Below are 14,178 nucleotides of genomic sequence, written 5' to 3' on the forward strand. Positions count from 1 at the left end.
GGGACCTCCAAGCAACTGGCGAGGAAGAGCATGGGGTCCATCCCCACCATCGCGAGGACCGGCATCGGTTCGCCGCGCGCGAAGTACTTGTCCCGGTGCAGCCGGCCGTGCTTGCCCGGCGAGATGTACAACCCGCAGCGGCTGCGATCGTGAATCATCACCCGGTAGGTGCCGAAGTTGATCCACCCGGAGTCGGGGTCGAGTGTCACGTCGGCCACGGCCGTCCCGATGTAGCGGCCGCCATCGAGATCGTGCCACTTGGGGGTGGGGAACCGGTAGAGGTCGATCGCCTCCCCTTCCAGCACGTTCTCGAGGATGGGGCCGTCGGCCACCTCTCGTGCCGGGACCGGCTCGATCCGGCCAAGGCGCTGCTCCCAGGCGTCGATCAGATCCAGCGCGCTGATCTCCGGATCCATGCCGAGGGTAAACGCGAGGCGGCGGCGCGCCCCCAGCGGATTGACCAGGACCTGATGGCCGCGTGGATAGCCGGGGATCGCGTCGAACAGCACGGCCGGCGACTCATCGGTGTGGTGGAGCATCTCGGTGATCCGCCCGATGTCCTCCTCCCAGGTCGCCCCATCGACTCGGCGGAGTTCCCCCATGCCCTCGACCGCCCGGAGCCAGTCGCGCAGGTCCGTATAGGGACCTGTCCGGCGACCGCGCTCCACCACTGTGCTCATCGGAACCCCCTCCGTGGCTTTTCTGTTTCAGGGGCCTTCACGTTTCGCGTTATTGTTATATTATTATATCATTCGGGCCGCCCCGAGGATGCCAGAGAGAACCAGGGGGTGGCGGCGCGCGACGAACATCGAGGGAGGGTCAGATGGCGAATCAGGAACGGCGAATCGCCCAGGAAGACCGGCTGCCGGAAGAGTGGCGAAAGAGCGCGTACGAGCGCTGGCTCGAGGCCGAGGGCATCCCGGTGGTGAGCGGGGTTGCGGTCCCGGATCTCCGCGGCATCGAGGTTGCGCCGTGGCCGCGGCTGGAGGCGCGCGGGGCGTACATCCGGCTGCTCGGCACGGAAGACACCAACAACGGATATATCTTGGAGATCGCTCCCGGAGGCGGGACGGCGGCGGAGCGGCACTTGTTCGAAGAGTTCTATTACGTTGTGGACGGTCGCGGTGGGTGCGAAGTATGGAACCAGGCCGGTGGCCGCCAGGCTTTTGAATGGCAGACCGGCAGCCTGTTCTCGATCCCGCTGAACTGTCAGCACCGGCTGCACAACGGTTCGGGCCGCGAACCAGCGCGCCTGCTGGGGGTAACGACCGCGCCGATGATGATGAACCTGCTCCACAACACCGACTTCCTCTTCAACTGTCCATACGACTTCCTGGATCGCTTCGACGGGCGCGAGGGATATTTCGGCGGAGAGGGCACGCTCTATCCCGGCCGGGTCTGGGACACCAATTTCGTCGCGGACGTGCAACGGTTCCAGCTCCACGACTGGGCGGAACGGGGCGCCGGAGGAAAGAACGTGATGTTCGAGTTCGCGAATAACACCCTGTGCGCCCACATCTCCGAGTTCCCGGTGGGCACGTACAAGAAGGCGCACCGCCACGGCCCAGGGGCGCATGTGATCATCCTGAACGGCGAGGGGTTCTCCGTGTTGTGGCCGGACGGCGCGCCGGACCTCACCGACGTGCCGTGGGCCCCCGGCACGATGTTCGTGCCCCCGGGGATGTGGTGGCACCAGCACTTCAACACCGGGCCGACGCCCGCCCGGTACCTGGCCATCCGGTGGGGCGGCGCCAAGTGGAAGGTGGCGCGCTACCTGGACATCCAGGGGGTCGACAAGAGCAAGAAGGACGGAGGCAATCAGATCGAATACGAGGACCAGGACCCGCGGATCCACCGCATGTTCGTCGAGCGCTGCGCCGCGCGCGGGGTGCCCGTCAAGATGGAGACCTTCTCAGTGCGGGTCTAGCGCGGTCGATGCACGAGGACGACCAAGAACATATCCACCTGGGGGGCGACGCGGACCCCGCGGTTTATGTCGGGGAGCACGTCCGCCTTCGCAGCGCGGGGATCGACATTGGGTCCTCGACGTCCCACCTGGTGTTCTCTGAGTTGGTGCTGACCCGCCAGGGCCGGTATCTGTCCAGCCGGTACCACGTCGTGAAACGGGACGTCACCTTTCGGTCGCGCGTCATCCTCACCCCGTACGCCTCGTCGTCGCAGATCGACACCGCGGGCGTGGCGCGGTTCATCGAGGACGCGTACCGCGAAGCCGAGCTCGCCCGCTCCGAGATCGATACCGGGGCCGTGATCACCACGGGGGAGGCGGCCATGAAAGAGAACGCCGCCCCGCTCATTCAGTTGTTCGCCGCGGACGCCGGCAAGTTTGTGTGCGCCACGGCGGGCCCGCATCTCGAGAGTCTGCTGGCGGCCCACGGGTCGGGGGCGGCCGCCCTCTCTCGGGAGCCCGAGCACGCCGTGGTCCTGAACGTCGACATCGGCGGCGGGACGACCAAATTTGCCGTCTGCCACAAGGGCACCGTGCAGGAGACGGCGGCCATCCACGTCGGGGCGCGGCTCCTGGCGTGGGACGGCGACGGCACGCTCTCTCGAATCGAGGAGCGGGGACGCGAGTTCGCCCGCGACGCCGGCGCGGATGTCGCGTTGGGGCATGTGGTGCCGGCGGCCCTGCTGGATGCCGTCGCAGACCGGATGGCCGAGTCCATCGTGCGGGTGATCAGCGGACAGGCGCTCCCGGCGGGCCGCGACGGGCTGTGGATCACGGAACGCCTGCAGGCGCAGGGCCCGTTCCCGCACCTCGTGTTCTCCGGAGGCGTGGCGGAGTACATCTATGGGTGCGAGGCCGCCGAGTTCGGCGACCTGGGGCCGCGCCTAGCCCGAGCGCTCCTGGCCCGGTGCCGCGACCGGATCATCCTGGAACCCCGGGAGCGGATCCGCGCCACGTGCATCGGCGCCTCGCAATACACCGTGCAGGTGAGCGGCAACACCATCTTCTTGTCCGATGAGGGCGTACTCCCGGTCCGCAACGTGCCCGTCGCCGCTGTGCGGGGATTCGGCTCCCCGCCTTCGCGACGAGGGGTGGCTGACGCCGTACGCCGTGCGCTGCGGCGGCTCGATCTCGAGGACGGTCGGGATCGGTTCGCGCTGGCCGTCCACTGGCACCACGGACCGCAGTACCCCGCCGTGTCGGAGCTGTGCAACGGGATCGTCGCGGCGCTGCCGGAGACGGTCCGGGCCGGACGCCCCCTCCTCGTCGTGATCGACGCCGACGTCGCCGGACTGGTGGGTCGCGCGCTCCGTGAAGAGTGCGGCGTCGCCGGCCCGCTCGCGTGCATCGACCAGGTCGCACTGCGCGAGTTCGACTACGTGGATATCGGGAGCCTCATGCCAGATCAGTACGTCGTGCCGGTCGTGGTGAAGAGCCTCGTCTTCCACTAAGGGTCCTGCGGGTTATTGACCGCGGCTTTCTCACGCGACTCTGTCCTACCGGATTGATGCGCATCGGTAAGTGATGATCGTGAGGGGGCCGCTGTGAATATTACCCTATCTCGACAGCAGTTTGAGACCTTGCTTAAGGCCGTCTATTTGGGTGACTGGATGGTCAACGCGATTCGAGTCCCGGGAAGCTATGTCTCAGAATTTGAGGACCTTGAACAGCTTCTATTGTCGCTTGCGCATGAATCTGGTCGCCATGACGTCGCGGAGTTTGACCCGACCCTGTCTCAGTTTTTCCTCAAGGAGGAGCTGCATGACAAACTGCAGCCATTCATTGATGAGTACGATGACGTGGTCTTTTGGGACGGTTTGGTTGATCGGCTGGCAGATCGCGACTTCGCAGAGACCTACGGCGATGCCACGAAGCGGATGGGGCAAGTTGAGCGATTCGAAAAACTGTCTGCGTTTGTTGACGCGTATGAAACCGAAGCCGAGGAGCACGGTGTAGATCGGTTGAGAATCACACGGGGGGAATGATCGCACGGGCCCACTGCACAACGCGTTGCGATTGTTTCGCGCTAATCCGAGCCTCTTCCGAACTGCAACGTCGGGCTTCGTATTCTACGGTGTTTTTTCGATCGATCAAAGCTTCCAACTGTGTAGCAGTACATCTTGCGATAGGCTCTACCTGGATCGCCGCACTCGCCGCTCTCTCCTCTCGAGCGATCACCGGCAACGGTGACTGTGGAGCAACGCCTTCTCGTGGACCCTCGGCGGTTGCGTCCAGGGGACGTTGGTGCGGATCATGAAATAGATGTCGAACGTGATCAGCTGCGTCGGATCATCCGCCGCCTTTCCCGCATTCCATTTCCGGCACAGATACCGCCCGTAATACAGACGATAATCGCTGTTGACGGCGAGATAGAGGTTCATGAGGTACTTCCGCCAGCGCTCGTCCTTATATTGCGCGGCGATCGCGCGCGAGCTCGGCTTCGCGAACGACACCGGCGCTCCATCGCGGAAGACGTCCACCTCTTTGCCGTTCTGGAGCACCCCACGGATCACGTACCACCCGTCGTCCAGCAGCGGGTACGGGGCAAACATATCCCACTCCTGGTCCGTTCGCGTCGCCACCCCAAGCCAGCGGAAGCGATCCGGCATCGCGACGCGCGAGCTCACGGTGCCGAGGTTCCACCAAAGGACGTAGGCCAAAAAGAACGCCGCGAGCGCGCTGGTAAGCCAACGCGCGCGCAGGTCCAGCTGCCGATCCCGCAGCGGGCTCACAAGACGCGTGAGCGGGGTCCTGTGGTCGGCGATCCAATCATAGAGCCGATCCGCGATCAGACGCGCGGGCGAGAGCGCGAGCACCCACGCCAACGGCCACAAGAGGGAACCCCCCAAGACGGGCGCCAGCGCCGCCGACTTGAAATAATGCGTGCCGCCGCTGTCCACGACCACCCATGAATGCTCGCGGGTCATCTCCGCCAGTGCGTGTGGGTCGTCCTGGGCCCGTCGGATCACGGTCCCGCTTGCAAGCCGAAAGGCCACGAGGATGCGCACCATCTTCCTGCAAAATTCGCACGTTCCGTCGTAATAGATCGTCAAGGAGCGTCGCGTGCCGCAGCGCTCCTCCGCCTTCGACCACGCCCATGTGGGGAGAAGCCCCATCACGGCCACGAGCGCGACAAACGGGAAGTGACCGAGATGGAGGCCCACCAAGAGACCGAGCTGGAACGCCACCATCAAGATGACGGCAGCGGTGCGCACCGGCCCGGTGGCGAAGGGCCAAAAGAGGAGCAGCGGGACGAGCGTTTCTATTCGGAGCGTGAGAAACGTCAGCACCCTGAGGAGCCCAGGGAATTGGAGCAACAGCCGGCCCACGGGGGTGGCCATTTGCTCGAGGCTGAGGGCGTAATACACCGCGCTCCCTTCCGTCCGCCACTGAGGGGCGCTCTTCAACATCGCGCTGAACCAATACAGGAACGCCACCTGGGCCAAGAGCGCGACCGATCCGATCGTGAACACGCGGTCCGGGGGCTCGGTCTCGGAGTTGTCCAGCGCGCGATCGAAGGAAAAGTGTGCGTTCAGGGGGAGGAACATCCCCCAGAACAACAGCATCCGCAGCAGGATGTCGCCGCCTTGGAGAATGATCGGATTGCGATTTTGCAGCGAAATCAGTAACGCCCAGGAGGCGATCGTCGCCGTTTTGGTGCGATAGCCAACCAGCAGCATCACGCCGAGGGCCATCGCCAGGATGAACATCAACGCCTGAACCAGCGCCTCCCCACTCAACAGATGCACCGAGATGAGCCACCGGTCCGCGAATCGATCCAGCAGAACGGCGCGGGGAAGCACCCCAAAATCCGTGTAGAAGGCGCGTAAGTCTCGCGCCCGCCAGATGAGATCCCCGATGATGAGGGCCGCCAACCCGATTCGGAACAGTGCCAAGGATCGCAAATCCAAACCGTAGGCACGCTCAAGGTAACGGGAGAATGGGCGGGGGGCCTTCGGAAGGTCACGCGTTCGAGATCCCACGCCACGCCAAATTGGCGATAGCGGCGCGAGATCCTTTTCGCCGGGGAGACCGCTCGATTGCGCCTCCTCGTCGTAGTAAAATCAGTGACACATGATGAACGAGTCCTGGTGGGTGCGGTGTATGGCATTGGTTTGGCAAGGCCCCACCTTGGAGCAGCGACGAAATCTGCGCCGGGACGCAACGGAGATAGGCCGGTTCATTGTGTTCGAAACGGCTTTCTGGATCGCCGTCTCTCTAGCCTATCTGCTGGGTGTTCGATAAGGAAGGAGACACCGCATGATCACGGCCGTCGTTCTTTATGACCTGCCTCCCCCCATCGGCCTCGAAGAATGCCGCGCGCACTTCGCCAAGATCGCCCCGGATTTCCTCAAAATTCCCGGCTTTCTCCGCAAACAGTTCATCTGCGCCCGCGGCGGCAAGGTCGCCGGCGGCGTCTATACGTGGGAAAGTCAGGAGGCGGCAGAGCGATTCTACTCGGGCGAATGGCTCGCCGGAATCCGCGACCGCTACGGCACGGAGCCGAAGATCAGCTCTTTCGAGACGGTCGCACTGACCGACAAGACGACCGGCCAGGCCGGCGGTCTCGATTGATCGGGTCCTACCAGCTGCGCAACCGCTACGCTTCTTGACAGGTGGCGGGCTAAATATATAATGATTATATAATTTTACGTCATCCCTGAGGCGCGCCCGCCGTGGAGCACACCAAGGCCTTTCGCCCCGTCCGCCTCGCGCGGGCATCCGATGAGGTCGTCCAGCAAATCAAGGCGCTCATCTTCGGCGGCCGGCTCGCAACCGGGGATCCGCTCCCGTCCGAAAAGGACCTGACAGAGCAATTCGGCTTGAGCCGCATCACGATCCGCGACGCCCTGCGCGTCCTGGAGTCCGAGGGGCTGATCGAGATCAAGGTGGGCGCGCGCGGGGGCGCGTTCGTCGCGCAGCCGAGCGCCCAACGGGTCAGCGAATCGCTGACGAACCTCCTCAGGCTCCAGCGGATCACGATTCAGGAATTGATCGAGGCGCGCCTGGCGGTCGAGCCGCACGTCGCCTCATTGGCCGCGAAGCGCGCCACGGCGGCCGATATCGCGGCGATGGAACAGGCCGTCGAGAACGCCCGGGCGGGGCGAACGGCGGGGGACCCGCGCTTCATGCCCCACAGCGTCGCCTTCCACATCGCCTTGGCGGAAGCCGCGAAGAACCAGGTCTTACTGTCCACCGTCAACTCGATCCGGACGCCGTTCCAGGAGGTCCTGGCGACGCTGCCGGCGGAGGACATGGCCGAGCGGGCGATCGCGGACCATCGGCAGATCCTGGATGCGATCAAAGCCCACGATCGCGAGAGCGCCCAGCGATTGATGCACGCCCACATCACCTACTTCGCCAAGCGGGCCGGCAGCCCCGAGAAGCGCAAGAACGTATTCGCCAAATGGCCGGCGAGAACCGCCCGTTAGACGACCGCGTAGGGCTCCTGTCCCCCTACCGTGTCCTCGACCTCACCGACAGAAGCGGTTGGCTTTGCGGCCGCATCCTGGGCGACCTGGGCGCGGACGTCATCAAGATCGAGCCGCCCGGGGGCGACCCGGGACGGCGCAAGGGTCCATTCTATCAGGATGATCCGGACCCGGCCAAGAGTCTCGTCTGGTTCGCCTACAACGCCAACAAGCGCGGCGTCACCCTCGCCCTCGATACCGGGCCGGGCCAGAGGCTCCTCCGGCGCCTAGCGCAGCGGGCGGATTTCCTCATCGAGTCGTTTCCCCCGGGCCACCTAGATGCGCACGACCTCGGCTACCGCATGCTGCGAGAGACGAACCTCCGGCTGGTCTTTACCTCGATCACCCCGTTCGGCCAATCCGGGCCCTACGCCCGCTACCGTGCGTCGGATCTGACCGAGATGGCGATGAGCGGGTTCATGTCGCTGGTCGGCGAGCCGAACCGCCCGCCCCTGCGCGTCTCTCTCCCCCAGGCGGCGATGTGGGCGGGGATGCACGCGGCGGCGGGGACCTTGATCGCGCATCACTACCGGGAGGCGACGGGCTGCGGTCAGCACGTCGACGTCTCGATACAGGCGAGCGTGCTCTGGGCGCTGGCGAACGCGCCGGCCAACTGGAGCGTGCTCCGTGAGGACCTCCACCGCGGCGGAAGCCGCATCGTTGGGCGCAGCATGACCGGCGCGCGCATGCGCGCGATCTACCGCTGCCGGGACGGTCACATCAACTTCATCTTCTACGGCGGCGAGGCCGGGAAGCGCTCCAACGAGGCCATGGTGCAGTGGATGGCCGAGTTGAACGAAGCCCCCGAGTGGCTCCGGCAGAAGGACTGGGGCGCGTTCAATGTCGCCTCCAGCGCGCAGGAGGAGATCGACCAGCTTGAGCGGCCCTTCGTGGAATTCCTCAGCCGCCGCACCAAGGCCGAGTTCGCGGCCGAATCCCTCAAGCGCGGGATCCTCGGCTACCCTGTCGCCGATGCCCAGGACATCCGAGGCGATCCGCAACTCGAGGCGCGGAGCTTCTGGCAGCCGGTGGAACATCCAGACCTTGACGCGATCATCACGTACCCCGGGGCCTTCGCCCGGTTCTCCGCCGCGCCGTGCGGCATTGCCCGCCGCGCGCCCGGCATCGGCGAGCACAACGGCGAAATCTACGGGATGGAGCTCGGCCTTTCCGGCGAGGAACTCCAGACGTTACAGCACAGGGGGATCGTGTGAACGTGGAAGGCCAGCCGGCGGCGCCTCCCCCGCGGGCGCTCGCGGGGGTCAAGGTCGCCGAGTTTGCCGTGTTCGCCGCAGGGCCGATGGTCGGCAAACACCTGGGCGAGCACGGCGCGACCGTCGTCCGGGTCGAGTCCCGCACGCGCCCCGACGGCTTTCGCGTCCATTACCCCCCATACAAGGACAACATCCCCGGACTGAACCGGACCGGCACCTTCGCCATCTTTAATGACAGCAAGCTCGGGATCACGCTGAACCTCAAACATCCCGAGGGCGTGGGCATTGCCAAGCGGCTGGTGGCCTGGGCCGATGTCCTGATCGAGAACTTCGTGCCGGGGGTCATGGCGCGCAATGGGCTGAGTTACGAGGCCGTGCGCGAGATCAACCCGTCGATCATTTACCTGAGCTCGTGCAATATGGGACAGACGGGCCCCAAGGCGAGCCAGCGGGGGTTCGGCTCCCAGCTGACATCCCAAAGCGGGTTCACCTACCTGACGGGCGAGCCGGACGGCGAACCGATGCTGCTGTTTGGGCCTTATATTGATTTCGTCGCCGTGGGCTTCGGCCTGGTGGCGGTATTGGCTGCCCTGGACGACCGGCGCCGCACCGGGCGGGGACAGCACATCGACCTGTCGCAGTACGAGACGGGCCTCCAATTCCTCGCCCCCGCCCTGCTGGACCATGAGGTGAACGGCCGCGTCATGTCCCGAATGGGGAACCGCAGCCCGGATGCCGCGCCGCATGGAGCCTACCAATGCCGGGGGCAGGATCGCTGGTGCGCGATCGCCGTCTGCACGGAGGAGGAGTGGCATGCCTTCTGTCGGGCAACCGGCCATCCCGAGTGGGCGGAAGACGCCCGGTTTGGATCGGCCGCCGCGCGCCGGGCGCACGCAGACGAGCTCGACGCCCTGATCGGCGCGTGGACGTCGCGGTTGACGCCAGAGGAGACGATGGAGACGCTTCAGGCGGTTGGGGTGCGGGCCGGCATGGTCAACAGGCTGTCCGATCTCTTCGCCGATCCCCAACTGGAGCACCGCCGGATCTGGCGCGAGCTCCCCCATGCTGAGTTGGAACGGTTCCACTATATCGCTCCTCCGTACATCCTCTCCGAGACGCCGGCCGAGCTGCGGCCCAGTCCACTCCTCGGCGAACACAACGGGTACGTGTACCGGACGATTCTGGGCCTCCCCGATCGGGAGGTGGAGCGGTTGATCGCGAACGGGGTCATCGAGTAATCTACCGCGCGGCCGGGCCGCAGGAGTGACCGGCCGCGCAGAGCGAACCGTGGGACGCAGACGGCAAGCGGGACCCAGCGACAGATCGACACAATGGGAGGGAGACAGCCGATGGCAGCCCGGGTGCAAGTAGAGCGCAGCCTGCAATCGCTGCGCGGAACGCTCGAGTGGCTCAAGCAGGAGGGCCTTTTGCTGGAGACCGACGTGCCGGTTGACCCGGACCTCGAGGTGACCGGCGTGCAGAAGCAGTTGGACGGGAGCTTCCCGCTCCTGTTCAAGAACGTCAAAGGGTACCCCAACGCGCGCGCGGTCACGAACCTGTTCGCCAACATGGACATCGTGGACCGGATGTTTGGCTGGAAGACGCCGAAGGCACGGACGGGAGCGCTGGCCCACGCGCTCACCCATCCCATCCCCCCCGCGGAGGTCTCACAAGACGCCGCGCCCTGCCAGGAAGACGTCATCACCGACGATCTCGAGGTCAACAAGCACGTCGTGGCGATCCGCCACACGGAGCTCGAGCCCGAGCGGACCATCGGCAGCGGCAACAGCGTCGTCGTGGGCCCCTATTTTCACGGGGGGAGCCACATCGGGTATAACCGCATGAACGCCCGTTGGGGGAACGTCTGCACGTTTCAGTCGGCGCCCGGCTCGCACATGTGGCAGGTCATCACCGAGCACTATCATGACGACGCGCCCATTCCGCTGACGATGTGTTTCGGCCTCCCCCCGGCGGCCACGCTCATCGCCGGGGGTGGCTTCGACTACGTGATCCTCCCACGCGGCGGCGACGAACTGGGCGCGGCCGGAGCGGTGCAGGGCTTCCCGATCAGGATCGTCAAGGCCAGGACCGTTGACGCGTGGGCGGTGGCCGACTGCGAGCTCGTCCTGGAAGGACACCTCCACCCCCGTGACAAGCGGTACGAGACGGCCGAGTCCGAGGCGGCCGACAAGCAGGGCAAGTTCCCGTTTCACCCCGAGTGGGCCGGCTACATGGGCAAAGCGTACCGGGCCCCGACCTTCCACGTCACAGGCATCACGATGCGCCGCCGCGCCACCAAACCGATCTTCTATCTGCTCGGCGTCCACATGCTCGACTGCCACAACATCGACACGACAGTCCGCGAGTCGGCGATCTTCGAACTCTGCGAGCGGCTCCAGCCGGGCATCGTCCAAGACGTAAACATCCCGTACCCCATGACCGATTGGGGCGGATGCATCATCCAGGTCAAGAAGCGGCTGAAGACCGACGACGGCATGGTCAGGAATTTCCTCGCCGCGACCATGGCCTGCAGCCAGGGCATGCGCCTGGCGATCCTCGTCGATCACGACGTCGACATCTATAACATGGATGAGATCATCTGGTGCCTCACCACGCGCGTCAACCCGAGAACGGACATCCTCAATCCGGTCCCCGGCGGCGCGGGCCAGACCTTCATGCCGGAGGAGCGCCTGACGGCGGGGGACCGCCAGTGGACGGCGATGAACACCCGCTTCGAGGGCGGGATGGCGATCGACGCCACGGTCCCGTTCGGGTATGACCAGGATTTCCAGCGCCCCGTTTACCCGATCCAGCGGGTGAGCCTCGAGAAGTTCTTCAGCGCGGATCAAATTGCCAAGGGCAGGACCCTCATGCGGGGCTGGGCGGAGGTGCTTTCGCGCAGCGGCCGTTAGTGGAGACCGCAACGCGCGTTCTGCAGGACAAAGTCGCCATCATCACCGGGGGCGGCCACGGCATCGGCGCCGCATACTGCCTCGCGTTTGCCGCGGCGGGCGCGGCGGTCGTGGTGGCGGAGATCGACGCCCCAGCGGCCGAGCGGGTGACGGCAGAGTTGCAGGCCAAGGGCTCTCCGGCCCTGGCGGTGCCCACGGATGTCGCCGACGAGCGCAGCACACGGGAGATGGCGGCACGGGCCCTCGACACGTTTGGACGCATCGACGTCCTCCTCAACAACGCCGCCGTCTTCCACACCGTCCCCATCTCGCGGGTCGGGATCGAGGAGATCTCACCCGAGGAATGGGACCGGGTGATGGTCGTCAATCTCAAGGGCCTCTTCCACTGCTGCCGGGCGGTCTTACCAGAAATGCGCCGCCAGGGAAAAGGGAAGATCATCAATATCTCGAGCGGCACGGCCTTGAGCGGCTCGCCGACACGCATTCATTACGTGACCTCTAAAGCCGGCGTCATCGGCTTCACCCGGTGTTTAGCGAGGGAGGTCGGCGGGTCGGGCATCTGCGTCAACGCGATCGCCCCGGGCAGCACCCTCAGCGAGGAGAACCCCACCCCCGAGATCGTGCGCTTCCGCGAGCAACGCGTCAAAGACCGGGCGATCCCGCGGATGCAGCGGCCCGAGGACCTGGTGGGTGCGGCCATCTACCTCGCGTCCGACGCGAGCGATTTCGTCACCGGCCAAACCCTGGTCGTCGACGGCGGCGGCGTGATGACATGACCGAGCTCGACGAATTGCTCCGAGGCGCGTGGGACCTTCACTGCCACTGCTATCCCGAGCTCTCCCTGGCGCACCGGGCGCGCCAGGACGATCTCGAGCTGGTATCGACGATCGCGTCGAGAGGAATGGCGGGGGTGGTGCTCAAGTCGCATTTTTGGCCCACACCCGAGCGGGCCTACTACCTGCAGCGGCATGCCCCCGGGATCCACGTGCTGTCGAGCATCACGCTGAACCACATCGCGGGGGGCGTGGATCCCTTCCCCGTCGAGGCAGCCGCGCGCCTTGGCGCGAAAGTCGTCTTCTTCCCCACGTGGAGCGCAAAAAACGACCAGCAGAAGAACGGGATCTCTGCGGTGATCCGCCGGATCATCCCGGGGTCGCCGGTCGACAGCGCCCCGGGGCTCATCGTAGCGGAACACGGCCGGCTGACGGCCGAGGCCCAGGCCGTGTTGGATGTCTCCCGCTCGTTCGAGCTGGCGGTCTTCACCGGGCACGTGTCGGTCGAGGAATCTCTGCTGATCTGTGCGGCGGCGCGCGAACGGGGACTCTCGGTGGTCTTCTCACATCCCGCGTCGCCCATCGTGGGGGCGTCCCCCGAGGCGATGCGGGCGGCCGCGGACATGGGTGCCTACATCGAGTTTACCTGCCTGCAGATGATGTCCGTGCGCCATCCCCTCCCTCCGCGGCGGGTGGCCGAGATGATCGAGACGCTGGGGGATGACCGCTGTGTACTCACGACGGATGCCTTTAATGCGTGGATCCCGCCCGAACCCGAGCTGCTCCGGTGGGGAGTGGGCGTACTCCGGGAATGCGGCATTCCTGAAGCGGGTCTGAGGCGCCTGATCGTGGACAACCCTCGAACCGTGCTGGGCCTCGGCGACGCAGACCACAGCTCCGAGGCGCGCGCCGGCGATCTGCCTACACCGCGTGGGATGGACGACTAGAGCGACTTCGCGACCGTCGCCGCGAAACCGGCGTTTTGTAGCGCTTGCACATAGCTGTTGTCGTAGAAGTCCGTGACGGGTTGCTCGATCTTCCTCGCGCGCAGGATGAACTCCATCCCCGGCACGGTGACAAACGGGTACACGGCATAGAACCGGTCCCGGTAGAGCTCAAAGCCCTGCCTGAGGTGCTCCGCCTTGATCGGCAGATGATTGTGGATCAACGCCAGCGCCGCGGCGACGTTGAGCGGGTTCTTGACGTACACGTAGGCGGCGACGATGGCCTTCATGAACGAGTCCACGATGGCCGCGTGCGTCTTCGCCCAAGTCGTGTTGACGGCGATCCCCGATTGCTGGAATGGCTGATCCAGCGTGTACAGCTTCAGGAGCGGCTTGTACCCCAAGTCGAACGCGACCAGGTCGAGCCCGGCCGTGAACACCGTGAACTGGATCTGGCCGGATTGCAGGGCCGCCAGGCGGGATGACTCGTCGCCTGCCTGCAACAACGTGACGTCCTGCGGGCTGATCCCCAGGGTGGTCAGGGCATAGCGGGTCGCGAAGTCGGAGGCGCCGCCGAAACCGCTGATGGCCCCTTTGGTGCCCCGGAGCTGGGAAGGACTGGAGATATTCTTCGCCACCACGAAGTCGAAGGAAAACCGATTGATCAGCCCGGCGATCAACTGGAGCGGGATGCCCCGGGACCGAGCGTTGATGGTATCGGCCGCGCCGAGCAATGCGATCGGCACGTCGCCGGCCGCCATCGCCGCGGCGGTTTTCGCCCCACCCTGGATGCTGATGATGTCGACGTTGAGGCCGTATCTCTCGAAGAAGCGCTTGTCCTGCGCGATCCAAGCCGGCACCGCATCGAGGTCGTGGAACGCCAACCCGACGCTGAGGG

At 65.4% G+C, this 14,178-nt stretch carries 13 protein-coding genes; 10 read left to right on the plus strand and 3 right to left on the minus strand.

The genetic code is table 11. From position 1 onward, the window contains the following. A partial coding sequence (locus VFP86_13270) for a UbiD family decarboxylase (protein HET9000609.1) occupies positions 1 to 680 on the minus strand: 680 nt, incomplete at its 3' end. 143 nt (positions 681 to 823) lie between these two features. Between VFP86_13270 and VFP86_13275 the strand changes: the two genes are divergently transcribed. The 3 genes from VFP86_13275 (at position 824) to VFP86_13285 (ending at position 3,951) form a co-directional block, all read left to right on the plus strand. Further along, complete coding sequence (locus tag VFP86_13275) at positions 824 to 1,927, plus strand: cupin domain-containing protein (GenBank protein ID HET9000610.1); 1,104 nt, start codon at positions 824 to 826, stop codon at positions 1,925 to 1,927. 8 nt (positions 1,928 to 1,935) lie between these two features. Then, positions 1,936 to 3,417: an ethanolamine ammonia-lyase reactivating factor EutA gene (locus VFP86_13280; GenBank protein ID HET9000611.1), complete on the plus strand. Its 1,482-nt coding sequence runs from the start codon at positions 1,936 to 1,938 to the stop codon at positions 3,415 to 3,417. Between the two features lie 93 nt (positions 3,418 to 3,510). Further along, complete coding sequence (locus tag VFP86_13285; protein HET9000612.1) at positions 3,511 to 3,951, plus strand: hypothetical protein; 441 nt, start codon at positions 3,511 to 3,513, stop codon at positions 3,949 to 3,951. A gap of 189 nt (positions 3,952 to 4,140) precedes the next feature. Here the strand turns inward: VFP86_13285 and VFP86_13290 are convergent, their stop codons facing one another. Further along, on the minus strand, positions 4,141 to 5,862 hold the full coding sequence (locus tag VFP86_13290; protein ID HET9000613.1) for a DCC1-like thiol-disulfide oxidoreductase family protein: 1,722 nt from the start codon (positions 5,860 to 5,862) through the stop codon (positions 4,141 to 4,143). Positions 5,863 to 6,226: 364 nt separating this feature from the next. On the opposite strand from VFP86_13290, the gene VFP86_13295 reads away from it, so the two are divergent. The 7 genes from VFP86_13295 to VFP86_13325 all read left to right on the plus strand — a co-directional run bounded on the left by VFP86_13295 (position 6,227) and on the right by VFP86_13325 (position 13,283). Further along, positions 6,227 to 6,541 (plus strand): YdhR family protein, encoded by a 315-nt coding sequence (locus tag VFP86_13295; GenBank protein ID HET9000614.1) that lies wholly within the window; start codon positions 6,227 to 6,229, stop codon positions 6,539 to 6,541. Positions 6,542 to 6,642: 101 nt separating this feature from the next. After that, positions 6,643 to 7,398 carry a FadR/GntR family transcriptional regulator gene (locus VFP86_13300; protein HET9000615.1) on the plus strand — a complete coding sequence of 252 codons (756 nt, stop codon included), beginning with the start codon at positions 6,643 to 6,645 and terminating at the stop codon, positions 7,396 to 7,398. After that, positions 7,374 to 8,651 (plus strand): CoA transferase, encoded by a 1,278-nt coding sequence (locus VFP86_13305; protein ID HET9000616.1) that lies wholly within the window; start codon positions 7,374 to 7,376, stop codon positions 8,649 to 8,651. The genes VFP86_13300 and VFP86_13305 overlap by 25 nt, the downstream gene beginning before the upstream one ends. Continuing rightward, entirely contained in the window at positions 8,648 to 9,889 is a 1,242-nt protein-coding gene (locus tag VFP86_13310; protein ID HET9000617.1) for a CoA transferase, read from the plus strand. Before VFP86_13305 ends, VFP86_13310 begins: the two co-directional genes overlap by 4 nt. A 111-nt stretch (positions 9,890 to 10,000) precedes the next feature. After that, positions 10,001 to 11,563: a UbiD family decarboxylase gene (locus VFP86_13315; protein HET9000618.1), complete on the plus strand. Its 1,563-nt coding sequence runs from the start codon at positions 10,001 to 10,003 to the stop codon at positions 11,561 to 11,563. Beyond that, positions 11,563 to 12,339 (plus strand): glucose 1-dehydrogenase, encoded by a 777-nt coding sequence (locus VFP86_13320; GenBank protein HET9000619.1) that lies wholly within the window; start codon positions 11,563 to 11,565, stop codon positions 12,337 to 12,339. The genes VFP86_13315 and VFP86_13320 overlap by 1 nt, the downstream gene beginning before the upstream one ends. Beyond that, a complete protein-coding gene (locus VFP86_13325) occupies positions 12,336 to 13,283 on the plus strand; it encodes a DUF6282 family protein (protein ID HET9000620.1) in 948 nt (315 codons plus the stop codon). The genes VFP86_13320 and VFP86_13325 overlap by 4 nt, the downstream gene beginning before the upstream one ends. Here VFP86_13325 and VFP86_13330 read toward each other — a convergent pair. Next, positions 13,280 to 14,178: ABC transporter substrate-binding protein (locus VFP86_13330; protein HET9000621.1), on the minus strand; the 899-nt coding region annotated here is incomplete at its 5' end. The two genes, VFP86_13325 and VFP86_13330, sit on opposite strands and share 4 nt — an antisense overlap.

It is taken from the genome of bacterium (assembly GCA_035703895.1).
Classification (GTDB): Bacteria; Sysuimicrobiota; Sysuimicrobiia; order Sysuimicrobiales; family Segetimicrobiaceae; genus Segetimicrobium.